This is a genomic window from Sphingobium jiangsuense, from assembly GCF_014196495.1.
GTDB classification, from domain to species: Bacteria; Pseudomonadota; Alphaproteobacteria; order Sphingomonadales; family Sphingomonadaceae; genus Sphingobium; species Sphingobium jiangsuense.
Map to the genome: position 1 here is coordinate 391435 of NZ_JACIDT010000001.1, position 22500 is coordinate 413934.

The following is a 22500-nucleotide window of genomic DNA, read 5'->3' on the forward strand; positions in this document are numbered from 1 at the left end:
TCATCTGCCATGGTGCCAACAGTCGGCCGGGCCTTCTTGTTCCACATCGGGGACGCCCCCTTATTTGCGCTTTCCGAAATCCACGGTGACGACGTTGGAGCCGTCCTCCGCCACCGCTTCCACCGTCGCGGCGGATGCCGGGTCGTTTTCCGGCGCCTCATGCCCACCGGGGGCGAGGTCGCTTTCCTGCGCCTGGAATTGCAGCGCGAAATTGACCGCCGGATCGACGAAGGCGGTGATCGCGCCGAACGGAATGGTCAGCTGCGCCGGGATCTGGTTGAAGGTCAGGCTGACCTGGAAATAGCTGTCATAGACCTTCAGGTCCCAGAATTTGTTCTGGAGGACGATGGTCATCTCGTCCGGGAAGCGCTCCACCAGCTGGCGGGGAATGTCCACGCCCGGTCCCTGCGTCTTGAAGGTGATGTAGAAATGATGGTCGCCCGGCAGGCCGCCGGTCCGCTCCACCTGCCCCAGCACGCGGCCGACGACGGCGCGCAGCGCTTCCTGCACGATCTCGTCATAGGGAATCAGGCTTTCGGGCAGGTCGTCGCTCATGCCCCTTTCCTAACGCAGGCATGATCGTGGTCAACCCTTTTGGCGGTCGGGAAAATGCGCCCGCCCATCCCGTGCGGGGCATGAGGCAAATGATTGCACGGTCGCGAAAGCGCGCTATAGGGGGGCCATGCGCACAGCCGAAATCCAGCGGACGACCGGGGAGACCTCGGTCCTTGTTTCCCTCAATCTCGACGGGACGGGCACCTATGACGTCTCGACCGGCATCGGGTTCCTCGACCATATGCTGGAGCAGCTGTCGCGCCATTCGCTGATCGACCTTGTGGTGAAGGCGGAAGGCGACCTGCATATCGACCAGCACCACACCACCGAGGACACCGGCATCGCGATCGGCGAGGCGCTGAAGAAGGCGCTGGGCGACAAGCGCGGCATCACCCGCTACGGCACCGCCTATTCGCCGATGGATGAGACGCTGTCCCGCGTCGCGCTCGACATTTCCGGGCGGCCCTTCCTCGTGTGGAAGGCGGAGTTCACCCAGCCCCGCCTCGGCGCGATGGACACCGAGCTGTTCGAGCACTGGTTCCACAGCTTCGCGGTGGCGGCGGGCATCACGCTGCACGCCGAATGCCTCTACGGCCAGAACAACCACCACATCGTCGAGAGCCTGTTCAAGGGCCTCGCCCGCGCGCTGCGGCAGGCGGTGGAGATCGACCCGCGCAAGGCGGACAGCATCCCCTCGACCAAGGGCGTGTTGGGGAGCAAAGACGCGGAATGAGCATCGCCCTGATCGATTATGGCGCGGGCAATCTCCATTCGGTGCATAATGCGCTGGTCAAGGCCGGGGCGCAAACGGTCGAGCTGACCGCCGATCCCGATGTGGTGGCGAGGGCCGACCGCATCGTCCTGCCCGGCGTCGGCTCCTTCGGGGCCTGCCGCGACGGCCTTGCCGCGCTGCCCGGCGTGATCGACGCGATGGCCGAGGCGGTGCAGGCGCGCGGCGTGCCCTTTCTCGGCATCTGCGTCGGCATGCAGCTGCTGGCCGATGCGGGCGAGGAGTTCGGGCGGCATCAGGGGCTGGGCTGGGTGCCCGGCACCGTGCGCAAGATCGAGCGCGCCGACCCGGCGATCAAGATCCCGCACATGGGCTGGAACAGCGTGACCCCGGCGACGCCGCATCCGCTGATCGAGGAAGGCGAGGCCTATTTCCTCCACAGCTATCATTTCGATGCCGCCGACCCGGCGCATGTCGTCGCGACCACCGACCATGGCGGGCCGCTGGTCGCCGCCGTCGCGCGCGATTCGATCATCGGCGTGCAGTTCCACCCGGAAAAGAGCCAGCGCTACGGCCTTTCCTTCCTCTCCCGCTTTCTCGACTGGAAGCCCTGACCCATGAGCATCGCCCCATGAGCATCATCGTTTTCCCGGCCATCGACCTCAAGGGCGGACAGGTCGTGCGCCTCGCCGAGGGCGACATGGAGCGCGCCACCGTCTATGGCGACGATCCGGCGGCGCAGGCGACCCTGTTCGCGAATGCGGGCGCGCAGCATCTGCATGTGGTCGACCTCGACGGCAGCTTCGCGGGCAAGGCGGTGAACGGCGCGGCGGTGGAAAGCATCGTGCGCACCTTCCCCGGCCACGTCCAGCTGGGCGGCGGCATTCGCAACCGGGATGCGGTCGAGCGCTGGTTCGACCTCGGCGTCTCGCGCCTCGTCATCGGCACGGCGGCGCTGAAAGACCCGGAGTTCGTCAAGGGCGCGGCGCGCGACTTCCCCGGCGGCATCGTCGTCGCGGTCGATGCGCGCGACGGCATGGTCGCGACCGACGGCTGGGCGGAAAAGAGCGACATGGAAGTCATCGACCTCGCCCGCCGCTTCGAGGATGCGGGCGTCGCCGCGCTGCTGTTCACGGACGTAGGCCGCGACGGCCTGCTCAAGGGCTGCAACGTCGCGGCGACGGTGGACCTCGCCCGCTCCGTGTCGATCCCGGTGATCGCCAGCGGCGGCGTCGCGGGCATTTCCGACATTCGCGTGCTGGCGTTGCATGCGCAGGACGGGATCGAGGGCGTCATTACGGGGCGCGCGCTTTATGACGGGCGCCTCGACCTCGCGGCCGCGCTCGCCGTCGCGGCGGCGGAGTGAAGAGTTCGAAATGAGGTATCCCAGCGCATACAGCACCGGTCCGCACCCCCAGCCGGCCGTTCATTCCGATAAGCTGGCGGGCGGCCGGGTGGGGGTGTGGGCCGGTGCGGCCCCCGAGCGCGAGCGAGGTCAGGAATGACCGTCCGCACCCGCGTCATTCCCTGCCTCGACGTCGCCAATGGCCGCGTGGTGAAGGGCGTCAACTTCGTCGAGTTGCGCGACGCGGGCGATCCGGTCGAGCAGGCGAAGCTCTATGACGCGGCGGGCGCGGACGAACTCTGCTTCCTCGACATTACGGCGAGCCATGAGGCGCGCGGCACCATCATCGACGTGGTGCGGCGCACGGCGGAGGTGTGCTTCATGCCCGTTACCGTCGGCGGCGGCGTGCGCAGCGCCGAGGATGCGCGCGCGCTGCTGCTCGCGGGCGCGGACAAGGTGGCGGTGAACAGCGCCGCCGTCTCCCGCCCCGAAGTGGTCGCCGACATCGCCGACCGCTTCGGCAGCCAGTGCATCGTCGCCAGCGTCGATGCGCGCCGGGTGGAGCCGGATGCGCAGGGCAATCCGCGCTGGGAAATCTTCACCCATGGCGGCAGGCGCGCGACCGGCATCGACGCGCTGGAGCATGCGGCGCGACTCGCGCAGTTGGGCGCGGGCGAGCTGCTCGTCACCTCGATGGACGGCGACGGCACCAAGCGCGGCTATGACCTCGCGCTGACCCGCGCGATCGCCGATGCCGTGACCGTGCCGGTGATCGCCAGCGGCGGCGTCGGCACGCTCGACCATCTGGTCGAAGGCGTTCGCCAAGGCCATGCCAGCGCCGTGCTCGCCGCCTCGATCTTCCATTTCGGCCAGCACAGCATCGGCGAGGCGCATGCCGCGCTGGCCGCCGCCGGCATCCCGGTGCGCACGCCGATCCTCTGACTTGACCTGCGTTCCCTGGGGCGCGAAGAAAGACCCACTATGCGCGACAGCCTCGACCGCCTCGAACAGACCATAAAGGACCGCCGCACGGCCGACCCCGGCTCTTCCTATGTCGCGAAGCTGACGGCGCGCGGCCGCGCCAAAATCGCGCAGAAGGTGGGCGAGGAAGCGGTCGAGCTGGTTATCGCGGCGATTGCCGACGACAAGGCGGAAGCGGTCAAGGAAGGGGCGGACCTGCTCTTCCACCTCACCGTGCTGCTGGCTGACATGGGCCTGTCGCTCGACGATATCCGCGCGGAGCTGGACCGGCGCGAGGGCGTTTCGGGCCTCGCCGAAAAGGCCAGCCGCCCCAAGGAATAGACGCGGAGAAAGACCGATGCCGATAGACGCCACCCTTCCCTATGACGACGACAATATCTTCGCGAAGATCCTGCGCGGCGAGATTCCGTGCAGCAAGGTCCATGAGGATGAGTGGGCCTTCGCCTTCCACGACATCAACCCGCAGGCGCCCACCCATATCCTCGTCGTGCCCAAGGGCCGCTATGTCAGCTGGGACGATTTTTCCGCCCGCGCCTCCGACGCGGAAATCGCCGGGTTCGTGCGCGCCGTCGGGCGGATCGCGCGCGACCATGGCCTTGTCGAGCCGGGCTATCGCCTGCTCGCCAATATCGGCGGGCATGGCGGGCAGGAAGTGCCGCATCTGCACGTCCATCTCTTCGCCGGGCACCCGCTCGGCCCGATGCTGACGCGCTGATCCGTTCGACGGCCCCTTGCGCATCGCGTATTAGCCTATAGTCTCCCCTCTCCATAACGGCGCTCTGTTCAGACGCGCTTCATGGGAATAAAGGGGCCATCCGCATGATCTTCGGTCGTATCAAACCGCTGGACGCCATATTGGCGACGGCGGAAAAGAAATCCCTGCACCGATCGCTCGGCGCGTTCCAGCTCACCATGCTGGGCATCGGCGCGGTGATCGGCACCGGCATTTTCGTGCTCACCGCCGAGGCCGCGCAAAAGGCCGGACCCGGCATGATGATCAGCTTTGTCATCGCCGGTTTCGTCTGCGCTGTGGCCGCGCTCTGCTATGCCGAAATGGCGTCGATGGTGCCGGTGTCCGGCTCCGCCTATACCTACAGCTATGCGGTGATGGGCGAGTTGATCGCGTGGATGGTCGGCTGGGCGCTGATCCTCGAATATGCGGTGGCGGCAGGCGCCGTCTCGGTCGGCTGGTCGGGCTATATGATCGGCTATCTCGAACATGCGCTGGGCACCGACATATCGGACGCCTGGACGCGCGGGCCGTTCGACGGCGGCCTCATCAACCTGCCGGCGATGGTGATCGCCGGGCTGGTCACGCTGCTGCTGGTGCGCGGCACCAAGGAAAGCGCGACCGTGAACGCGGTGCTGGTGGCGATCAAGATCGTCGCGCTGCTCGCCTTCATCGCGCTGTCCGTGCCGGTGCTGAACATGAAGCAGTTCGATCCGTTCGCGCCGCTGGGCTTCGGCGGCATTTCGGCGGCGGCGGCCTCCATCTTCTTCGCCTATGTCGGCTTCGACGCGGTGTCGACGGCGGCGGAGGAGACCAAGAACCCGCAGCGCAACATGCCGATCGGCCTGATCGGCAGCCTCGGCATCTGCACCGTCTTCTATCTGCTCGTCTCGGCGGGCGTGATCGGCACGGTCGGCGCGCAACCACAATTCGGGACCCATGGCGAGGCGCTGGAGCCGGGCAGCCGCGAACTCGCCGCCCAGTGCAGCGCGATCGCCGACCAGGCGGTTGTCTGCTCCAAGGAGGCGCTGGCCTGGACGCTGCGCCAGATCGGCTGGCCGCAGATCGGCAACCTCGTCGGGCTTGCCGCCATTCTCGCGCTGCCCTCGGTCATCCTGATGATGATGTTCGGCCAGACCCGCATCTTCTTCGTGATGAGCCGCGACGGCCTGCTGCCGCAACTCTTCTCGAAGGTGCATCCGCGCTACAACACGCCGCATGTCATCACGCTGCTGACCGGCCTGTTCGTCGCGCTGTTCTCCGCCTTCTTCCCGGTCGGGCAGCTGGCGAACATCTCCAACTCCGGCACGCTGTTCGCGTTCATGGCGGTGTCGGTCGCCGTGCTGGCGCTGCGCCGGACCGACCCGACCCGGCTGCGCCCGTTCCGCACCCCCGCCATCCTGCTGGTCGCGCCGCTGTCGATCGCGGGCTGCCTCTATCTGTTCTTCAGCCTCGACCAGAAGAGCAAGATGCTGTTCCTCGGCTGGGCGATCATCGGCCTCGCCGTCTATTTCCTCTACAGCCGCAACCGCAGCCATGTGGGCCGCGGCATCATCGACGTGCACGAGGACGACGCCGACACCCCGCCCCAACCGGTGCCGCCGCTGCCGGGCGTGCACACGCCGGGCGGCAAGGACGCCTGAACGGATGGAGGAAGGGATGCCGGGTGGTCCGGCGTCCCTCTTCCTTTCGGGGTTCGTTGCGGCCGGTAACGGGCAATAGCTGACCTCCGCCTTCATCGTCACCCCAGCGAAGGCTGGCATCTCATGAGGCGGCGCGCGACAAGGCCTGCGACCCCAGCCTTCGCTGGGGTGACGGTATAGGCGAAGGCCCGCCCCCCACCCTATAGCCGCCATGTCCGCATCGATCCGCAAGTCGCCCACGCCGCCCTCCGCGCCCCTGCGGCAAAGCGACCATCGACACCCCGCACGCGCCCGCCCGATCGTCTCCCCATGGCGCGGCCCGGCGCTATAGGCTAAGGGCGCATCCATGCCTGTTCCCGTCGCGCCCTTTTACGCCATTTCGATCAGCCGCCGCGCCCATGAGCTGAAGCAGCAGGGCCGCTCCATCATCCATATGGAGTTCGGCCAGCCCTCGACCGGCGCGCCCGCCGCCGCCATCGCCCGCGCCCATCAGGTGCTCGACAGCGACGGCATGGGCTATTGGGAAAGCCAGCCGCTGAAGGAGCGCATCGCCCGCCACTATGCGGAAAGCCATGGCGTAAGCGTGGACCCGGAACGCATCTTCCTGACCTGCGGCGCCTCGCCCGCGCTGGTCGTCGCGCTGCATTGCCTGTTCGATCCCGGCGCGCGCGTCGCGATGGCGCGGCCGGGCTATGTCGCCTATCGCAACGTCACCCGCGCGCTGCATATGGAGCCGGTCGAGCTGCCCTGCGGGCCGGACACCCATTACCAGCCGTCCGCCGCGATGATCGCCGCGATCGACCCGGCGCCCGATGGCCTCATCCTCGCCAGCCCGGCCAACCCGACCGGATCGGTGATCCCGCCCGAAGAGCTTGCCGCGATGCTGCGCCTGTGCCGGGACCAGGCCATCCGCGTCATCTCGGACGAGATCTATCACGGCCTCAGCTATGTCGGGCCGCTGCCGACCGCGCTGTTGCTGGATGAGGAGGCGATCGTCATCAACAGCTTTTCCAAATATTACAGCATGGCCGGGTGGCGGCTGGGCTGGGTGATCGTGCCCGACGCGCTGATCCCCAATGCCCGCGCGCTGATGGGCAATCTGTTCCTGACGCCGCCCTCGCTCGCCCAGCATGCCGCACTCGCCGCGTTCGACTGCGCGGAGGAGCTGGAGGGGCATGTCGCCAGCTATCGCCGCAACCGGGAGCTGATGCTCGACGCGCTGCCCCGGCTCGGCCTCACCCGCATCGCGCCGCCGGACGGGGCCTTCTACATCTATGCCGACATCGGCCATCTGACGCGCGACAGCCTGTCCTTCTGCCGCGCGCTGCTGGAGGACACCGGCGTCGTCACCGCGCCCGGCATCGATTTCGATCCGGTGGAGGGCCATCGCCACATGCGCTTCAGCTTCGCCGTCTCGACCGCCGAGGTGGAGGAGGCGATCGCCCGGATGATCCCGTGGTTCGCGCAGGCCGCGGCGGAAGCGGGGCGCGGCCCGGCGTGACGCATTTCTGTAACGCAACCGGGCTAGGCGCGCGGCGATGACGAGCAATTACAACCGCAGACAGGTCGCCTTCGGGCTGACCGGCATCGCCTTTGGCGGCATGGCGCTCTACGCCGGCACCATCCACGCGCTGGGCCATAAGGGCGCGTCCGCCGCCAAGGCGACGGCGAGCGGCTACGGCCCGTTGCAGGCCGACCCCGATGGCCTGCTCGACCTGCCGCGCGGCTTTTCCTACCGGGTGATTTCCGCCCATGGCGACCGGATGAACGACGGCCTCGTCGTGCCGGACAATTGCGACGGCATGGGCTGCTTCCGGCTGGACGACCGCCGCATCGCATTGGTCCGCAACCATGAATTGCGCCCCGAATCGCTGAAGGACGGCGCGGCGGGCAAGGCGGGCTTGCGGACGGGCGAGGCCTATGACCGGCTTGGCAGCGGCGCCGCGCTGCCGGGCGGCACCTCGACCATCGTGCTCGATGCGAAGAGCCTCGCGGTCGAGGATCAGTATCTCAGCCTCGCGGGCACCATCCGCAATTGCGCGGGCGGCGTCACCCCATGGGGCAGCTGGCTCAGCTGCGAGGAGGATGTGAGCCGCGCCGGACAGGACGGCCTGTCGCAGGATCATGGCTGGGTGTTCGAGGTGCCCGTCGCCCATCGCGGCCTCGCCCGGCCGGAGCCGCTGCGCGCGATGGGCCGCTTCAATCATGAGGCCGCCTGCGTCGACCCCGCGACCGGCATCGTCTACCTGACCGAGGATCGCGACGACAGCCTGCTCTACCGCTTCCTGCCCGCCGAGCGCGGGGCGCTGGCAAAGGGTGGCCGGTTGCAGGCGCTGGCGCTGACCGGCGCGCCCGCCGACACGCGCAACTGGGGCACGCTCGATTTCACCCCCGGCACCTGGGCCACCGCGCGCTGGATTGATCTGGACGGGGTGGACAGCCCGGACGACGACCTGCGCCTGCGCGGAGCGAAGGCGGGCGCGGCGATCTTCGCGCGCGGCGAGGGCATCTGGTTCGGGCAGGGGGAATTCTATTTCTGCTGCACCAGCGGCGGCAAGGCGGGCCTCGGCCAGATCATGCGCTATCGCCCCTCCCCGGCGGAAGGACAGGCGGGCGAGGCGGATGCGCCCGGCACGCTCCAGATCTTCATCGAATCGCAGGACAGGACGATGTTCAACTATGGCGACAATCTGACCGTCGCCCCCAATGGCCATCTGATCGTCTGCGAGGATCAATATACCTCCGTGGTCGACAATCATCTGCGCGGCGTGACGCCCGACGGCCTGCTCTACACGCTGGCCCGGCTGCGCACCCAGACGGAGCTGGCCGGGGCCTGCTTCTCGCCCGACGGGTCGACGCTGTTCGTCAACCTCTACCGCCCCGGCAAGACCCTCGCGATCCGGGGGCCGTGGTAGAGGGCGGTTTGGGTGGCTTTGCGATATAGTCCAATCGTCATGCTGAACTTGTTTCAGCATCCATCAAGCCCCACGCTCCTCCGCTCAATCCGGTGAAATGGACCCTGAAACGAGTTCAGGGTGACGGTAAAGGCTAAGGTATGCCTCTACCTGCAAGCCGCCCGCTGCAAGCCATTGACCTCCAACACCATTCGGCGATGATGCCGTCATGGCCTTCGCCCCCGACCTGTCCCGCTTCGTCGTCGCCCAGCAGCAATGTTGGGATCGCGTGCTGGCGGAATTGCGTGAGGGGCACAAGCGGAGCCATTGGATGTGGTTCGTCTTTCCGCAGATCGCCGGGCTGGGCCACAGCGCGACCGCGCGCCATTATGCGATCGCCGATCTGGCCGAGGCGCGCGCCTGGCTGCGCCATCCGCTGCTCGGCGCGCGGCTCCGCGAGGCGGTGGAGGCCGTGCTGCCCTGGCAAGACAGTCGCACGGCGGAGGCGATATTCGGCGGCGTCGACGCGATGAAGCTGCGCTCGTCGATGACCCTGTTCGAACGGGCCGCGCGGGAAGAAGGCCTTGACCCCGCCCCCTTTGTGGCGATGCTGGAGGGCTTCCACGCGGGGGAGCGCGATCCGGCCACGCTGAGTCGGCTGGGCTGAGTCGCGGCCTCCGCGATGGAATGACGGCAATGGCCGGTCGTCGACTGATCGCGCGGCTTGCATCCCCTTTACGGCAGCGCGTCCGGCCTTCTGCATTGTGTTGGGCACGCCGGCGCCGAAACGCGCCCGGCGCCCCTCGGCTTCATCACAGGAGACTGGATCATGACCACCAATAGCGCATCCGCCCGTTACGAGGGCCTCGGCAAGGACGGGAAGGGCCATATCTGGACCAAATCCGGCGTACTCGACGCCCAGCCCTATGGCTTCGGCACGCGCTTCGAGGGCGAGCCCGGCACCAACCCGGAAGAGCTGATCGCCGCCGCCCACGCCGCCTGCTTCACCATGGCGCTGTCCTTCGCGCTGGCCGGGGCCGGGCACAGCGACGGCCAGCTCGATACCGAGGCGCGGGTGACGCTGGAAAAGGATGGGGACAGCTTCACCGTCACCCGGTCCGACCTGAAGCTGACCGCCCGCGTGCCGGGCATCGACGAGGAGACGTTCGCCTCGCTCGCCTCCGGCGCCAAGGCCGGCTGCCCGATCAGCAAGCTGCTCAACTGCGAAATCTCGCTCGACTATGAGCTGAAGGACTGATTCTTTTCCGGGCGGAGGGCACCGCTACGCCATCCGCCCGAACAAATCGGCCATGCCGATCAATGTGACAGAAATAATCGGCTGGATGAATTTGCGAACGATTCCTAAACACGTCCTGTACCGATCATCGCCGATCAACAGGAATTTCCGGCCATGTCTACCGACCTGCTCAAGACGCTGACCTATCTTTCCGTCCACCTGACGGTCGGATTCTCGGTCGCCTATGCGCTCACCGGGTCGGTCGGGATCGCGAGCGGCATTGCGCTGGTCGAACCCTGCATCAACGCGGTCGCCTTCTTCTTCCACGAAAAGGCATGGCAGCACCATCAGGCCAGGCCCATCCGGGCGCAAGCCCAGCGGGACAGGACGTCCGCCCTGCACCACGGCCCGGCGCTGGCCTGAGGCTCCTACTCCGCCTTGGGGCAGGGCGCGGTCCGCACCTCTTCCTTGCCGCCCTTGAACCAGCGGGTCTTGCCGGGGGCGGCTTCCTCATTGACGTAGCAGATCTCGGCCGCGCCGCTGACGGCATCGATCATCGTCGTCCAGTTATGCGGCCCGCAATTATGCGCCTCGCACGCCCAGGACAAGACCCTGCCGTCCTTCTCGACTATGGGGGAGGACGGCCCCTCGGCTTCGAGCACCAGCTGACGCACCTTCGCGTCGCCGACCGCCGCCGTCACCGCCGAGACGACCGCCGGATCGTCGTTCCAGCTGTGGCCGCCCACCTTGTCGAACGGATATTTCCCGACATAGCGCGACAGGCCGGATGCGGCAGCGGCGGCATTGGCCGCGTTGGCGGCGGCCATGGCATTGTCGGCGGCCGCCTGCGCATTGTCCGCCGCATTGGTCATATTCGACGCGGCATTTTCCGCGCCCCTGTCTCCGCCGCAAGCCGCCAGCGCCAGCATGGCGGCCAGCGCCGCCGGGGTGAACATCCTGATTGTCATGATCCTCCTTCCCTTGTCCGGTGCGGCATCATCCTATTCCGCCGCGGGAATGTAAACCTCCCCGCCCTGCTCGCGGAATTTCTCGCTCATCGCCGCCATGCCCTTCTCGGCTTCCTCCGCCGCGATGAAAGCCCCGGCGGGCTGGTTCTGCCGCGCGGCGAACTCGCGCACCTCCTGGGTAATCTTCATCGAGCAGAATTTGGGGCCGCACATGGAGCAGAAATGGGCGGTCTTGGCGCCCTCGGCGGGCAGCGTCTGGTCGTGATATTCCTCGGCCGTGTCCGGGTCGAGCGACAGGTTGAACTGGTCGCGCCAGCGGAACTCGAACCGCGCGCGGGACAGCGCGTCGTCGCGCACCCGCGCCGCCGGGTGCCCCTTGGCGAGGTCCGCCGCATGCGCCGCCAGCTTGTAGGTGACGACGCCGACCTTCACGTCGTTGCGGTCGGGCAGGCCCAGATGCTCCTTGGGCGTCACATAGCAGAGCATCGCCGTGCCGAACCAGCCGATCTGCGCCGCGCCGATCGCCGAGGTGATATGGTCGTACCCCGGCGCGATATCGGTGGTGAGCGGCCCCAGCGTGTAGAAGGGCGCCTCGCCGCAGGCTTCGAGCTGGCGGTCCATATTCTCCTTGATCTTGTGCATGGGCACATGCCCCGGCCCCTCGATCATCACCTGCACGTCCTGCGCCCAGGCCCGTTTCGTCAGCTCGCCCAGCGTATAGAGCTCGGCGAACTGCGCCTCGTCATTGGCGTCGGCGATCGAGCCGGGACGCAGACCGTCGCCCAGCGAATAGGCGATGTCATAGGCGCGCATGATCTCGCTGATCTCGTCGAAATGCTCGTAGAGGAAGCTTTCGCGATGATGGGCGAGGCACCATTTCGCCATGATCGACCCGCCGCGCGAGACGATGCCCGTCACCCGCTTCGCCGCCAGCGGCACGAAGGGCAGGCGCACGCCCGCATGGATGGTGAAATAATCGACGCCCTGCTCGGCCTGCTCGATCAGCGTGTCGCGGAAAATCTCCCACGTCAGCTCCTCGGCGATGCCGCCGACCTTCTCCAGCGCCTGATAGATCGGCACCGTACCGATGGGGACGGGCGAGTTGCGGATGATCCATTCGCGCGTGTCATGGATATTGCGCCCGGTCGAGAGGTCCATCACCGTGTCCGCGCCCCAGCGGATCGACCAGACCATCTTGTCGACCTCGCTCGCGACGTCGCTGGCGACCGCCGAATTGCCGATATTGGCGTTGATCTTGACGAGGAAATTGCGGCCGATCGCCATCGGCTCGGATTCGGGGTGGTTGATGTTGCTGGGGATGATCGCCCGCCCGCGCGCCACCTCGTCGCGCACGAATTCGGGCGTCACATAATCGGGAATGGCCGCGCCCCAGTCATTGCCGTCGCGGACATAGTCGGCCAGCCGCTCGCGCCCCAGATTCTCGCGCTCGGCGACATATTCCATCTCCGGCGTGATGATGCCCCGGCGCGCATAATGCATCTGGGTGACGTTGCCCCCCGCCTTCGCGCGCAGCGGGCGCTTCACGACGTGGGGGAAGGGCTGGACGCCGCCGCTGCGATCCGGGCCGAGCTGCCCGTTATCCTCCGGCCGCACCGCCCGCCCGTCATAGGCCTCCACATCGCCGCGCGCGAGGATCCAGTCGCGACGCAGCGGCGGCAGGCCCGCATCGATGTCGATCGCCGCCGCCGGATCGGTATAGGGGCCGGAGGTGTCATAGACCCGCACCGGCGGCTCGCCGCTCGACGGTTCGAGGTCGATCTCGCGCATCGCGACGCGGATGCCGCTGCCCGATTTGGCGGCGACATGGATCTTGCGGCTGCCGCGAATGGGGCCGGTGGTCACGCCGATCAAGGGCGCTGCGGGGCTGTCTGCCATGGAAATTCCTTCATTCTCAGGGGGATTACAGGAAACGGACGAGGCCGGCCGCGATCAGCGCCGCGCCCGCGATCAGGCCGACGAGCGCCCAGCCGCGCGCGCCAGTGCCCAGCGCGCAGCGCCACAGCGGCAGCAGCCGGTCGGTAAAGGCGGTGATGACCAGCGCCTCGATGATCATGAAGCCGCCCAGCACCATCATCAGCACCGCCAGCCAGTCCGGCGGTCCGGATGCAGGCGCGGGCGCCGCGCGGTTGCAGAGATAGACGGCGATGCCCATCGTCAATTCGATGAGGCCGGTCAGCATCTGGAGCGCGGGAGATGCGCCGATCTCCTCGATCATCCCGCGCCACAGGCCGGGGCGGCGCAGTTCGCCGAAAGAGCAGACGAACAGGAACAGTCCGAGAAACAGGGCGGACCATGCGGGTGCTTCAACCATCGCAGCCTCTCCTTCCCACGATGGAGGGAGACCTGATGCGCCATGGCCCCATCGGCCCGCGCGCCCGTCCACTCCCTCCGACCGTATTAGCGGTTTCAGGTTCAGCGGGTCGTGCGGCGTTACCCGCACCTCTCAGCCACATGGCTCCCCGGTGGTAGGCGGCAAGGATAGCGCGGCGCGCGCCGTCAGGGAAGCCCTATTGTCGACGCCCCGTCGTCATCGCCGCAGTGCGCACGGGACAGCGCCCGGCGCTGCGCCTGCCAGGTCATCAGGCCCGCCGCGACGATCAGCAGCGCGCCGAGCAGGGTCATCCCGTCCGGCCAGTCGCCGAAGAACAGCGTGCCCAGCACCACCGCGCCCAGCAGCTGCACATAGGTGAACGGCGCGATCTGCCCGGCGGAAATCCGGTCCGTCGCCATGATGATGAGCGCATGGGCGCTCGTCGCGGTGAAGGCGACCGCCGCGCAGCCCAGCAGCACCAGCGGCGAGGGCAGCGAGAGATGCAGCCTTTCCACCCCGGTCAGGTGGCCGCCCAGCGCGATCGCCGAGGAGACAACCAGCGCCGACAGCGAGATCAGGAACTGGGTGTGCAGAATGTCGCCGGACCCGGCCGCCACGCGGTTCATGATGACGAACGAGGCCATGGCGAAGGCGGTGACCAGCGGCAGCAGCGCCACCCATTGCATATGCCCGACATCGGGGCGGACCACGACCACGACGCCCGCGAAGGCGAGGATCGTCGCCACCCAGGCGATGCGCGGCACCTGCTCGCCCAGCAGCAGGCGGGACAGGAAGACGATGAGGATGGGGCTGAGATACATGATGACCGTCGCCTCGGCGAGCGGCAGGAAGCCCAGCGCGACGAAGAAGGCCGCGGTCGCCACCGCCACCGCGCCGCCGCGCCCGATCTGGAGCCAGGGCCGGGGAAAGCTGCGGAAGGTCCGCGGATCATGCCGCCAGGAGGCGACGCCGAGAACCAGCGTGCTGACGATATAGCGCCACAGGGCGATGCCGGTGCCGGGGTAGAAGGGCGCGACGCCCTTCACCACCGCATCGCCCACCGAATAGAGGCTGTAGGCGCCGATCGCCAGCGCCATGCCCGCCATCGCGCGCCGGTGCGCTTCGGCGCTCAATGCCGCCGCCGGAGGTCCGGCCGTGGCCGCGCTCCGCCCTGTTCGCCTGTCATGCCCCTCGTCACGTCCCTAGCCATGCCGCCCTGCATACAGCCGCCCGCCCGCTTGGCAATGAGGAGATAGCGGTGGCGCCGTCAGTCGGGCCAGCGTTCGACGGTGACATGCACCATATTGCGCAGCGCGCCGACGGCCGCGCGGATTTCCCCCGTGTCGCCGCCCTGCCCGGCGATGGTGACGATCGCCGCATGGGCATGCGGGCCGACGCGCCAGACATGCAGGTCCGCGACCGTGCCGCCCTTCTCCTCGGCGATGGCCCGGACCGCGAGCGCCAGCTCCGGCTCGGCGGTGTCGAGCAGGATCGCGGCGGTATCCTTCATCAGCCCCCAGGCCCAGCGGGCGATGACGACCGCGCCGACCAGCCCGATCAGCGGATCGAGCCACACCCAGCCGAGATAGCGCCCGGCCAGCAGCGCGACGATCGCCGCGACCGAGGTCAGCGCATCGGCCAGCACATGCAGATAGGCCGCGCGCAGATTATTGTCGCGCGGGCCGCGTGTCCTGTCGTCCGACGCGCCGTCATGGGCGTGGTAGTGGTTATGGGAATGGCCGTGCGCATGGTCGTGGCCATGGCCATGCCCCGCATGCCCATGATCCTCCATCAGCATCCACGCGCTGACCAGATTGACGACAAGGCCGATGGCCGCCACCAGCGCCGCCTCGCCGAACCGGACAGTGCCGGGGTGCAGCAGCCGCTCGCCCGATTCGAACGCGATGCCGAGCGAGGCGATTCCCAGCATCAGCGCGGAGGCGAAGCCCGCCAGATCCCCGACCTTGCCGGTGCCGAAGGTGAAGCGCGCATCATGCGCGTGCCTGCGCGCGAAGCTGTAGGCGACCGCCGCGATTCCCAGCGCCCCGGCATGGGTGGCCATGTGGAAGCCGTCGGCCAGCAGCGCCATCGATCCGGTCATCCAGCCCGCGACGATCTCCACCGCCATGGTCAGCACCGTCAGCACGATCACCCAGCGGGTGCGGCGCGCATTGCGGTCATGCCCTTCGGGCAGATAGACATGATCGAAATAATGGGTGTGTTCGGGCGGCTGGCGGGTCATGGCAAAGCACTATGCAGCCCCGCATCCTCCCGTCAATCATGCGCGGCTGGCGGGGCCGCGCCTGTTTCCGGCCCAATCCCGGTCTTGTGCCCGGCGGCGCCAATGCGCATAAGGGCTCGGATGCAGACAGCAAAGCAGCGGAAAGGCGCATGACCCCGGCACCCCACGCCGCCGACAGGACAAAATCGGCGATCGTCATCGGCTCCGGCTTCGGCGGTCTGGCGCTCGCCATTCGCCTGCAATCGGCGGGCATCGCCACTACCGTGGTGGAAGCGCGGGAGCGGCCGGGCGGCTGCGCGGGATACCGGCAGCAGGACGGCTTCACCTTCGACGCCGGGCCAACGGTCGTCACCGATCCCGATTGCCTGGCCGAGCTGTGGCGCCTGTCCGGGCACGACATGGCGCAGGACGTCACGCTCGATCCGGTGTCGCCCTTCTACCGGCTGAGCTGGCCCGACGGCACCCAGTTCGATTGCAGCGCCGACGACGCCACGCTGCGGCAGGAGATCGCGAAGCTCGATAGCGGCGACCTGCCGGGCTATGAGCGCTTCCTCGATTATAGCGGCGCGATGATGCAGGAATGCTACCAGCATCTGGCCCGCGCGCCTTTCCTCGACATGCGGGCGATGGCGCGCGCGCTGCCCGCGCTGATCCAGTCGCAGGCGTGGCGCTCCGTCCACTCGATCGTCTCCGGCTTCGTCGGAAACGAGAAGCTGCGGCAGGCGCTGTCGTTCCAGACGCTGCTGATCGGCGGCAATCCGATGACCGCCAGCGCGATCTACGCGCTCATCCACAAGCTGGAGAAGGACACCGGCCTGTGGTGGCCGCGCGGCGGCATCAACCGGCTGGTCGCGGCGATGGTGACGCAGTTCGAGCGCATCGGCGGCACGCTGCGGCTGGGCGATCCGGTTGCGCATATCGAAACCGTCGGCGACCGGGCGAGCGCGGTGGTGACGCGCGACGGCTGGCGCGGCGAGGCGGATGCGATCGCCAGCAATGCCGACCTGATCCACAGCTACGGCACGCTGCTCGCCGACCATCCGCGCGGCCGGGCGCAGGCGGAAAAGCTTTCCCGCAAGCGCTGGTCGCCCAGCCTGTTCATGGTGCATTTCGGCATCAAGGGCACCTGGCCGGGCATTCCGCACCATATGGTGCTGTTCGGGCCGCGCTATCGGGAATTGCTGACCGACATCTTCCAGCATGGCGTGCTGAGCGCGGATTTCTCGCTCTACCTCCACCATCCGACAATCACCGACCCCGGCCTCGCGCCGGACGGCTGCTCGGTGTTCACGGCGGTGGCGCCGGTGCCGCATATGGGCAAGCTGCCGATCGACTGGGCGGAGATGGGGCCGCTCTATGCCGAGCGCATCCTCGACGAGATAGAGCGCCGCCTGATCCCCGATATCCGGGCGCGCATCGTCACCCGCTTCCACCATGCTCCGCCCGATTTCGCGGCGGATCTCCACGCCTTCCGGGGCAGCGCCTTCTCGCTGGAACCCTTGTTGACGCAAAATGGCTGGCTGCGCCCGCATAACCGCGACGATGTGATCTCCAACCTCTATCTGGTCGGCGCGGGCACGCATCCGGGCGCGGGCATCCCCGCCGTGGTCGGCAGCGCGCGGATCACCGCCCGGCTGATGCTGGACGATCTGGCGTGACAGCGATGGGCGGGAAGATGGAGCGCATCGCCGTCTATTGCGGCGCGGCCTCGCCCGCCGACCCGATCTTCCTCCAGACCGCGCGCGACGTCGGCGCGGAGCTGGCGCGCTGGGGCGTGACGATCATCTATGGCGGCGGGCATCTCGGCCTGATGGGCGCGCTCGCCGACGCGGCGCTGGCGGAAGGGGGCGAGGTGGTCGGCGTCATCCCGGAGGCGCTGGTCGAGGCCGAAGCCGCCCATCGCGGCCTTACCCAATTGCATGTCGTGCCGGACATGCACACGCGCAAGGCGCTGTTCACCAGCCTGTGCGACGGCTTTCTGACGCTGCCCGGCGGCGTCGGCACGATGGACGAGCTGTGGGAGGCAATCAGCTGGGCTCAGCTCGGCTATCACGCCAAGCCGGTGGGGCTGCTGAATGTCGCGGGCTTTTACGACCAGTTGCTCGGCTTTCATCGCCACATGATCGAGACCGGCTTCATCCGCCCCGGCCATGCGGGCATATTGATCGCCCGCGACACCCTGCCCGCGCTGGTCGACGCGATGGAGCGCTACGAGGCGCATGACAGCCTGTTTTCCGCCGCCGCCCGCGCGAAGGGCGCTCCGCCCCGGCCCGCCTGAAAAACCGCGCGACTGCATGGAATCGGGCGGTTGCGCTGCGGCGCAAAATACTATAGGGGCCGCCGCGATAATCTTCTCCTCAAAATTCAAGTCAGGACCTCTATGAGTCTCCGCAATGTGGCCATCATCGCGCACGTCGATCATGGCAAGACAACGCTGGTCGACCAGCTTTTCCGCCAGTCCGGCACCTTTCGCGACAACCAGCGCGTCGAAGAGCGCGCGATGGATTCCAACGATCTCGAAAAGGAACGCGGGATCACGATTCTGGCCAAGTGCACCTCGGTCGAATGGCGCGGCAACCGCATCAACATCGTCGATACGCCCGGCCACGCCGATTTCGGCGGCGAGGTGGAACGCATCCTCTCGATGGTCGACGGGGTGATCCTGCTGGTCGATTCGTCCGAAGGCGCGATGCCGCAGACCAAGTTCGTCACCGGCAAGGCGCTGGCGCTGGGCCTCAAGCCCATCGTCGTCGTCAACAAGATCGACCGCCCCGACGGCCGCCCGGTCGAGGTGCTGGACGAGGTGTTCGACCTGTTCGTCAGCCTCGACGCCAATGACGAGCAGCTCGATTTCCCGGTGCTCTACGCGTCGGGCCGCAACGGCTATGCCAGCGACGACATCGACGCGCGCGAGGGCGACCTGACGCCGCTGTTCCAGAAGATCGTCGATCACGTTCCACCGCCGCATGCGGTGCAGGAGGACGCGCCCTTCACCTTCCTCGCGACGCTGCTCGACCGCGACAATTTCCTCGGCCGTATCCTGACCGGGCGCGTCCAGACCGGCGTGGTGAAGCTGAACCAGCCGATCCACGCGCTCGACGCGAGCGGCAAGGTGATCGAGCAGGGCCGCGCCTCCAAGATCATGGCGTTCCGCGGGCTGGAGCGCGTGCCGGTGGAGGAAGCCCATGCGGGCGACATCATTTCGCTGGCTGGCCTCACCACCGCGACGGTGGCGAACACCATCGCCGATCTCAGCGTCACCACGCCGATCGAGGCGCAGCCGATCGATCCGCCGACGCTGTCGATGCGGTTCGCGGTGAACGATTCGCCGATGGCGGGCCGCGAAGGCGACAAGGTGACCAGCCGCATGATCCGCGATCGCCTGATGCGCGAGGCCGAATCGAACGTCGCCATCCGCGTGACCGAGAGCGCGGACAAGGACAGCTTCGAGGTCGCCGGGCGCGGCGAATTGCAGCTGGGCGTGCTGATCGAGACGATGCGCCGCGAGGGCTTCGAGCTCGGCATTTCCCGCCCGCGCGTGCTGTTCCGCGATGGCGAGAACGGTCGCGAGGAGCCCTATGAGACGGTCGTCATCGACGTGGACGACGAATTTTCCGGCACGGTCATCGACAAGATGGCGCTGCGCAAGGCGGAAATGACCGACATGCGCCAGTCCGGCGGCGGCAAGACCCGCATCACCTTCTCCGCTCCGTCGCGCGGCCTGATCGGCTATCATGGCGAATTCCTGTCCGACACGCGCGGCACCGGCATCATGAACCGCCTGTTCGAGAAATACGGCCCCTATAAGGGCGTGATCGAGGGCCGCCCCAACGGCGTCCTCATCTCCAACAGCACCGGCGACGCGGTCGCCTATGCGCTCAACGCGCTGGAGGATCGCGGCGTGCTGTTCGTCTCGCCGGGCGAGCCGCTCTACGAAGGCATGATCGTCGGCGAGAATGCGAAGCCGGAGGACCTGGAGGTCAACCCGCTCAAGTCGAAGCAGCTCACCAACTTCCGCGCCAGCGGCAAGGACGAAGGCATCCGCCTGACGCCGCCGCGCCGCATGACGCTGGAACAGGCGATCGCCTATATCGACGAGGACGAGATGGTGGAGGTGACCCCCAAGTCGATCCGCCTGCGCAAGCGCCACCTCGACCCGCATGAGCGCAAGAAGGCGAAGCGCGCCGTCGCCGCCTGATCCGGCCGGGCGGGAACGAAGCGTCCCGCCCCGTCTGACCTACTGCGCCCGCATCGACTGCACCGCCGCCAGCGTGTTCTTCACATGGTCCTTATAGCTCAGCGCGCTGTGCACATAGGCGATGCGGCCCGTCGGCGCGATCACATAGGAGGTGCGGTTGGTCATCCCCGCCTTCAGCGGCAGCGCGACGTCGAAGCCCTTGATGATCGCGGGACCGGCCGAGGCGACGGCGAACTTGTTGCGGCATTCCTCGACCGAGAATTTGGCGAGCTTGTCCACCGGGTCCGCCGACATGCCGATGACGGTCGCGCCCGCCTTTTTGAACTCATCGCTCATCTCCGCGAATTCGCGCGCTTCCGCGGTGCAGCCGGGGGTGAAGGCGGCCGGGAAGAAATAGAGCACCACCGGCCCCTTCTTCAGCTGATCCGACAGCTTGAGCGTGAAGACCTTGCCCGCGAGCGCACCGCGCGTCGTGAAATCGGGCGCCTTCGCCCCGACCGGCAGCGCGCTCGTCGCCGCCTTGGGCACCACCAGCAGCGCGATCGCGCCCAACACACCGGCGGCGGCCAATCCTTTCTTCCAGCGTCGCATCTTCCACTCTCCCTTCGGCAGCGATGCCCCATCTTATATCAGAGGAGGGACCAAAAGCGACTCGCCTTGCCCTTTTTCGCTGCCCCCGGTAAAGCGCGGCCATCATGACCGCTCCACTCATCATCGCCGTGCCCAAGGGGCGCATATTGGACGAGGCGCTGCCGCTGCTGGCGCGCGCCGGTATCGAGCCGGAGGCGGAGTTTCACGACAAGAAGAGCCGCGCGCTGAGATTCGCGACCAACCGCGAAGGGATGTCGATCATCCGCGTGCGCGCGTTCGATGTCGCCACCTTCGTCGCCCATGGCGCGGCGCAGGTCGGCATTGTCGGCTCGGACGTGATCGAGGAATTCGACTATTCGCAAATCTATGCGCCGGTCGATCTCGACATCGGCCATTGCCGCCTGTCGGTCGCCCAGCCCGCCGACGCGCTCGATGAGGACGAGGCGGCGATGAGCCATGTGCGCGTCGCGACCAAATATCCGCACCTGACCCGCCGCCATTATGAGGCCCGCGGCATTCAGGCCGAATGCGTGAAGCTGAACGGCGCGATGGAGCTGGCGCCCTCGCTCGGCCTGTCGCGGCGGATCGTCGATCTCGTCTCGTCGGGCGCGACGCTCAAGGCCAACGGCCTCGTCGAAACCAGCATCATCATGCAGATCAGCGCCCGGCTGATCGTCAACCGCGCGGCGCTCAAGATGCGGGCGTCCGAGCTGGTGCCGATGATCGAGGCGTTCCGCGCGGCGGTGGAGGTGCGCGATGCTGCGGCTTGATGCGAGCCGCGCGGATTTCGCCGCGCAGTTCGACGCACTGGTCAATGCCCGGCGCGAGGCCGACGCCGATGTCTCCGACACGGTGCGCGACATCATCGCGAAGGTGCGGAACGGCGGCGACGCGGCGCTGGCCGAACTGACGAAAACCTTCGACCGGCACGATCTCGACGCAACCGGCTGGCGCGTGAGCGAGGAGGAGATGCAGGCGGCGCTCGACGGCCTGCCGACCGAGCTGCGCACCGCGCTGGAACTGGCGGCGGAGCGGATCGCCGCCTATCATGAAAAGCAGCGGCCGGAGGACCGGGACGAGATCGATGCGGCGGGGGTGCGGCTCGGCGCGCGCTGGGGCGCGGTCGATGCCGCGGGGCTCTATGTGCCGGGCGGGCGTGCCGCCTATCCGTCCTCGGTGCTGATGAACGCGATCCCCGCCAAGGTCGCGGGCGTGCGCCGCATCGTCATCGTCACGCCGACGCCGGGCGGGGAGATGAACCCGCTGGTCCTCGCCGCCGCGCGCATCGCGGGCGTGACCGAGGTGTGGCGCGTGGGCGGCGCGCAGGCGATCGCCGCACTCGCCTACGGTACGGAGCGGATCGCGCCCGTCGATGTGATCACCGGCCCCGGCAATGCCTGGGTGGCCGAGGCCAAGCGCCAGCTTTACGGCGTGGTCGGCATCGACATGGTGGCCGGACCGTCCGAGATCGTCGTCGTTGCCGATGCGCAGAACGATCCCGAATGGACCGCCGCCGACCTGCTCAGCCAGTCGGAGCATGACCCGACCAGCCAGTCCATCCTGTTCACCGACGATGCCGCCTTCGCCGATGCGGTGGCCAGCGCGGTGGACGCGCAGATCCCGCAGCTTTCCACCGCGCAGACCGCGCGGACGAGCTGGGACGCCAATGGCGCGATCATCCTCGTCCCCACGCTGGAGGCCGCGATGCCGCTGGTCGACCGGCTCGCGCCCGAACATCTGGAGCTGGCGGTGGACGATCCCGACGCGCTGTTCGCGATGGTGCGCCATGCCGGTTCGGTCTTTCTGGGCCGCATGACGCCCGAAGCGGTGGGCGATTATGTCGCCGGGCCGAACCATGTGCTGCCCACCGGGCGGCGCGCGCGCTTCTCCTCCGGCCTGTCGGTGCTGGACTTCATGAAGCGCACCAGCTTCCTCGCGCTCGACAAGGCCGCGATCGAGGCCATCGGCCCCGCCGCCGTCGCGCTGGCGCGGGCGGAGGGGCTGCCCGCCCACGCCGCCTCGGTCGCGCGACGCCTCGGCCTTCCCTCCTGACA

The 22500-nt window shown here is 67.8% G+C and carries 24 protein-coding genes and 1 riboswitch; of the genes, 17 read left to right on the forward strand and 7 right to left on the reverse strand.

The genetic code is table 11. The features are described 5' to 3' along the window. Nucleotides 1–60 precede the first annotated feature (60 nt). Nucleotides 61–555, reverse strand: a complete 495-nt coding sequence (locus GGR43_RS01895) for an SspB family protein (protein WP_188070231.1) — start codon at nt 553–555, stop codon at nt 61–63. 127 nt (nt 556–682) lie between these two features. Here GGR43_RS01895 and hisB point away from each other — a divergent pair, with 127 nt between their 5' ends. From hisB to GGR43_RS01955, 12 genes are all read left to right on the forward strand, one after another. Then, nucleotides 683–1288, forward strand: a complete 606-nt coding sequence (gene hisB, locus GGR43_RS01900; RefSeq protein ID WP_188070232.1) for an imidazoleglycerol-phosphate dehydratase HisB — start codon at nt 683–685, stop codon at nt 1286–1288. Beyond that, the gene (hisH, locus tag GGR43_RS01905; protein ID WP_188070233.1) at nt 1285–1899 is read left to right on the forward strand and encodes an imidazole glycerol phosphate synthase subunit HisH; all 615 of its coding nucleotides are present in this window, start codon (nt 1285–1287) and stop codon (nt 1897–1899) included. Before hisB ends, hisH begins: the two co-directional genes overlap by 4 nt. 17 nt (nt 1900–1916) lie before the next feature. Then, nucleotides 1917–2651 (forward strand): 1-(5-phosphoribosyl)-5-[(5-phosphoribosylamino)methylideneamino]imidazole-4-carboxamide isomerase, encoded by a 735-nt coding sequence (hisA, locus tag GGR43_RS01910; RefSeq protein WP_188070234.1) that lies wholly within the window; start codon nt 1917–1919, stop codon nt 2649–2651. A 135-nt stretch (nt 2652–2786) separates the two neighbouring features. After that, the gene (hisF, locus tag GGR43_RS01915; protein WP_188070235.1) at nt 2787–3572 is read left to right on the forward strand and encodes an imidazole glycerol phosphate synthase subunit HisF; all 786 of its coding nucleotides are present in this window, start codon (nt 2787–2789) and stop codon (nt 3570–3572) included. 39 nt (nt 3573–3611) lie between these two features. Continuing rightward, nucleotides 3612–3932, forward strand: coding sequence for a phosphoribosyl-ATP diphosphatase (locus tag GGR43_RS01920; protein WP_188070236.1), 321 nt, complete (start codon nt 3612–3614; stop codon nt 3930–3932). A 16-nt stretch (nt 3933–3948) separates the two neighbouring features. After that, nucleotides 3949–4326: a histidine triad nucleotide-binding protein gene (locus GGR43_RS01925; protein ID WP_188070237.1), complete on the forward strand. Its 378-nt coding sequence runs from the start codon at nt 3949–3951 to the stop codon at nt 4324–4326. Nucleotides 4327–4430: 104 nt separating this feature from the next. Then, nucleotides 4431–5984 (forward strand): amino acid permease, encoded by a 1554-nt coding sequence (locus GGR43_RS01930; protein WP_188070238.1) that lies wholly within the window; start codon nt 4431–4433, stop codon nt 5982–5984. A gap of 346 nt (nt 5985–6330) precedes the next feature. Beyond that, nucleotides 6331–7485 (forward strand): pyridoxal phosphate-dependent aminotransferase, encoded by a 1155-nt coding sequence (locus GGR43_RS01935; protein ID WP_188070239.1) that lies wholly within the window; start codon nt 6331–6333, stop codon nt 7483–7485. A gap of 37 nt (nt 7486–7522) precedes the next feature. After that, on the forward strand, nt 7523–8899 hold the full coding sequence (locus tag GGR43_RS01940) for an alkaline phosphatase PhoX (RefSeq protein ID WP_188070240.1): 1377 nt from the start codon (nt 7523–7525) through the stop codon (nt 8897–8899). Between the two features lie 208 nt (nt 8900–9107). Beyond that, a complete protein-coding gene (locus tag GGR43_RS01945) occupies nt 9108–9545 on the forward strand; it encodes a DUF1810 domain-containing protein (protein ID WP_188070241.1) in 438 nt (145 codons plus the stop codon). A gap of 162 nt (nt 9546–9707) precedes the next feature. Beyond that, on the forward strand, nt 9708–10136 hold the full coding sequence (locus GGR43_RS01950; protein ID WP_188070242.1) for an OsmC family protein: 429 nt from the start codon (nt 9708–9710) through the stop codon (nt 10134–10136). A 153-nt stretch (nt 10137–10289) separates the two neighbouring features. Further along, nucleotides 10290–10538: a DUF2061 domain-containing protein gene (locus GGR43_RS01955; RefSeq protein ID WP_188070243.1), complete on the forward strand. Its 249-nt coding sequence runs from the start codon at nt 10290–10292 to the stop codon at nt 10536–10538. Nucleotides 10539–10543: 5 nt separating this feature from the next. Here the strand turns inward: GGR43_RS01955 and GGR43_RS01960 are convergent, their stop codons facing one another. The 5 genes from GGR43_RS01960 to dmeF form a co-directional block, all read right to left on the reverse strand. Continuing rightward, entirely contained in the window at nt 10544–11083 is a 540-nt protein-coding gene (locus GGR43_RS01960; RefSeq protein WP_223177238.1) for a hypothetical protein, read from the reverse strand. 33 nt (nt 11084–11116) lie between these two features. Further along, nucleotides 11117–12979 carry a phosphomethylpyrimidine synthase ThiC gene (gene thiC, locus GGR43_RS01965; protein ID WP_188070244.1) on the reverse strand — a complete coding sequence of 621 codons (1863 nt, stop codon included), beginning with the start codon at nt 12977–12979 and terminating at the stop codon, nt 11117–11119. Between the two features lie 25 nt (nt 12980–13004). Further along, nucleotides 13005–13415, reverse strand: coding sequence for a hypothetical protein (locus GGR43_RS01970; protein ID WP_188070245.1), 411 nt, complete (start codon nt 13413–13415; stop codon nt 13005–13007). A gap of 55 nt (nt 13416–13470) precedes the next feature. Beyond that, nucleotides 13471–13576, reverse strand: a riboswitch (TPP riboswitch). Nucleotides 13577–13600: 24 nt separating this feature from the next. Next, nucleotides 13601–14548 (reverse strand): DMT family transporter, encoded by a 948-nt coding sequence (locus GGR43_RS01975; RefSeq protein ID WP_188070246.1) that lies wholly within the window; start codon nt 14546–14548, stop codon nt 13601–13603. Nucleotides 14549–14682: 134 nt separating this feature from the next. After that, nucleotides 14683–15657, reverse strand: coding sequence for a CDF family Co(II)/Ni(II) efflux transporter DmeF (dmeF, locus tag GGR43_RS01980; protein ID WP_188070247.1), 975 nt, complete (start codon nt 15655–15657; stop codon nt 14683–14685). Nucleotides 15658–15806: 149 nt separating this feature from the next. On the opposite strand from dmeF, the gene GGR43_RS01985 reads away from it, so the two are divergent. From GGR43_RS01985 to typA, 3 genes are all read left to right on the forward strand, one after another. Continuing rightward, nucleotides 15807–17315 carry a phytoene desaturase gene (locus GGR43_RS01985; protein WP_188070248.1) on the forward strand — a complete coding sequence of 503 codons (1509 nt, stop codon included), beginning with the start codon at nt 15807–15809 and terminating at the stop codon, nt 17313–17315. Nucleotides 17316–17332: 17 nt separating this feature from the next. Further along, complete coding sequence (locus GGR43_RS01990; protein ID WP_188070359.1) at nt 17333–17935, forward strand: LOG family protein; 603 nt, start codon at nt 17333–17335, stop codon at nt 17933–17935. A 102-nt stretch (nt 17936–18037) separates the two neighbouring features. Further along, nucleotides 18038–19855, forward strand: a complete 1818-nt coding sequence (gene typA, locus GGR43_RS01995; RefSeq protein ID WP_188070249.1) for a translational GTPase TypA — start codon at nt 18038–18040, stop codon at nt 19853–19855. Between the two features lie 39 nt (nt 19856–19894). On the opposite strand, the gene GGR43_RS02000 is transcribed toward typA, so the two are convergent. After that, on the reverse strand, nt 19895–20446 hold the full coding sequence (locus GGR43_RS02000; protein WP_188070250.1) for a peroxiredoxin: 552 nt from the start codon (nt 20444–20446) through the stop codon (nt 19895–19897). A 104-nt stretch (nt 20447–20550) separates the two neighbouring features. On the opposite strand from GGR43_RS02000, the gene hisG reads away from it, so the two are divergent. Then, nucleotides 20551–21216 carry an ATP phosphoribosyltransferase gene (hisG, locus tag GGR43_RS02005; RefSeq protein ID WP_188070251.1) on the forward strand — a complete coding sequence of 222 codons (666 nt, stop codon included), beginning with the start codon at nt 20551–20553 and terminating at the stop codon, nt 21214–21216. Continuing rightward, nucleotides 21203–22498 carry a histidinol dehydrogenase gene (gene hisD, locus GGR43_RS02010; RefSeq protein ID WP_188070252.1) on the forward strand — a complete coding sequence of 432 codons (1296 nt, stop codon included), beginning with the start codon at nt 21203–21205 and terminating at the stop codon, nt 22496–22498. The genes hisG and hisD overlap by 14 nt, the downstream gene beginning before the upstream one ends. Nucleotides 22499–22500: the final 2 nt, after the last annotated feature.

Excerpts from the sequence above, each read along its gene's own strand:
- hisD (WP_188070252.1), top strand. The coding sequence starts at position 21,203 with ATGCTGCGGCTTGATGCGAGCCGCGCGGATTTCGCCGCGCAGTTCGAC.
- GGR43_RS01935 (WP_188070239.1), top strand. The coding sequence starts at position 6,331 with ATGCCTGTTCCCGTCGCGCCCTTTTACGCCATTTCGATCAGCCGCCGC.
- GGR43_RS01990 (WP_188070359.1), top strand. The coding sequence starts at position 17,333 with ATGGAGCGCATCGCCGTCTATTGCGGCGCGGCCTCGCCCGCCGACCCG.
- GGR43_RS01920 (WP_188070236.1), top strand. The coding sequence starts at position 3,612 with ATGCGCGACAGCCTCGACCGCCTCGAACAGACCATAAAGGACCGCCGC.
- GGR43_RS02000 (WP_188070250.1), bottom strand. The coding sequence starts at position 20,446 with ATGCGACGCTGGAAGAAAGGATTGGCCGCCGCCGGTGTGTTGGGCGCG.
- dmeF (WP_188070247.1), bottom strand. The coding sequence starts at position 15,657 with ATGACCCGCCAGCCGCCCGAACACACCCATTATTTCGATCATGTCTAT.
- hisB (WP_188070232.1), top strand. The coding sequence starts at position 683 with ATGCGCACAGCCGAAATCCAGCGGACGACCGGGGAGACCTCGGTCCTT.
- thiC (WP_188070244.1), bottom strand. The coding sequence starts at position 12,979 with ATGGCAGACAGCCCCGCAGCGCCCTTGATCGGCGTGACCACCGGCCCC.
- GGR43_RS01985 (WP_188070248.1), top strand. The coding sequence starts at position 15,807 with ATGACCCCGGCACCCCACGCCGCCGACAGGACAAAATCGGCGATCGTC.
- GGR43_RS01960 (WP_223177238.1), bottom strand. The coding sequence starts at position 11,083 with ATGACAATCAGGATGTTCACCCCGGCGGCGCTGGCCGCCATGCTGGCG.
- hisA (WP_188070234.1), top strand. The coding sequence starts at position 1,917 with ATGAGCATCATCGTTTTCCCGGCCATCGACCTCAAGGGCGGACAGGTC.
- GGR43_RS01925 (WP_188070237.1), top strand. The coding sequence starts at position 3,949 with ATGCCGATAGACGCCACCCTTCCCTATGACGACGACAATATCTTCGCG.
- GGR43_RS01895 (WP_188070231.1), bottom strand. The coding sequence starts at position 555 with ATGAGCGACGACCTGCCCGAAAGCCTGATTCCCTATGACGAGATCGTG.
- hisH (WP_188070233.1), top strand. The coding sequence starts at position 1,285 with ATGAGCATCGCCCTGATCGATTATGGCGCGGGCAATCTCCATTCGGTG.
- hisG (WP_188070251.1), top strand. The coding sequence starts at position 20,551 with ATGACCGCTCCACTCATCATCGCCGTGCCCAAGGGGCGCATATTGGAC.
- GGR43_RS01940 (WP_188070240.1), top strand. The coding sequence starts at position 7,523 with ATGACGAGCAATTACAACCGCAGACAGGTCGCCTTCGGGCTGACCGGC.
- GGR43_RS01950 (WP_188070242.1), top strand. The coding sequence starts at position 9,708 with ATGACCACCAATAGCGCATCCGCCCGTTACGAGGGCCTCGGCAAGGAC.
- typA (WP_188070249.1), top strand. The coding sequence starts at position 18,038 with ATGAGTCTCCGCAATGTGGCCATCATCGCGCACGTCGATCATGGCAAG.
- GGR43_RS01930 (WP_188070238.1), top strand. The coding sequence starts at position 4,431 with ATGATCTTCGGTCGTATCAAACCGCTGGACGCCATATTGGCGACGGCG.
- GGR43_RS01955 (WP_188070243.1), top strand. The coding sequence starts at position 10,290 with ATGTCTACCGACCTGCTCAAGACGCTGACCTATCTTTCCGTCCACCTG.
- hisF (WP_188070235.1), top strand. The coding sequence starts at position 2,787 with ATGACCGTCCGCACCCGCGTCATTCCCTGCCTCGACGTCGCCAATGGC.
- GGR43_RS01945 (WP_188070241.1), top strand. The coding sequence starts at position 9,108 with ATGGCCTTCGCCCCCGACCTGTCCCGCTTCGTCGTCGCCCAGCAGCAA.
- GGR43_RS01970 (WP_188070245.1), bottom strand. The coding sequence starts at position 13,415 with ATGGTTGAAGCACCCGCATGGTCCGCCCTGTTTCTCGGACTGTTCCTG.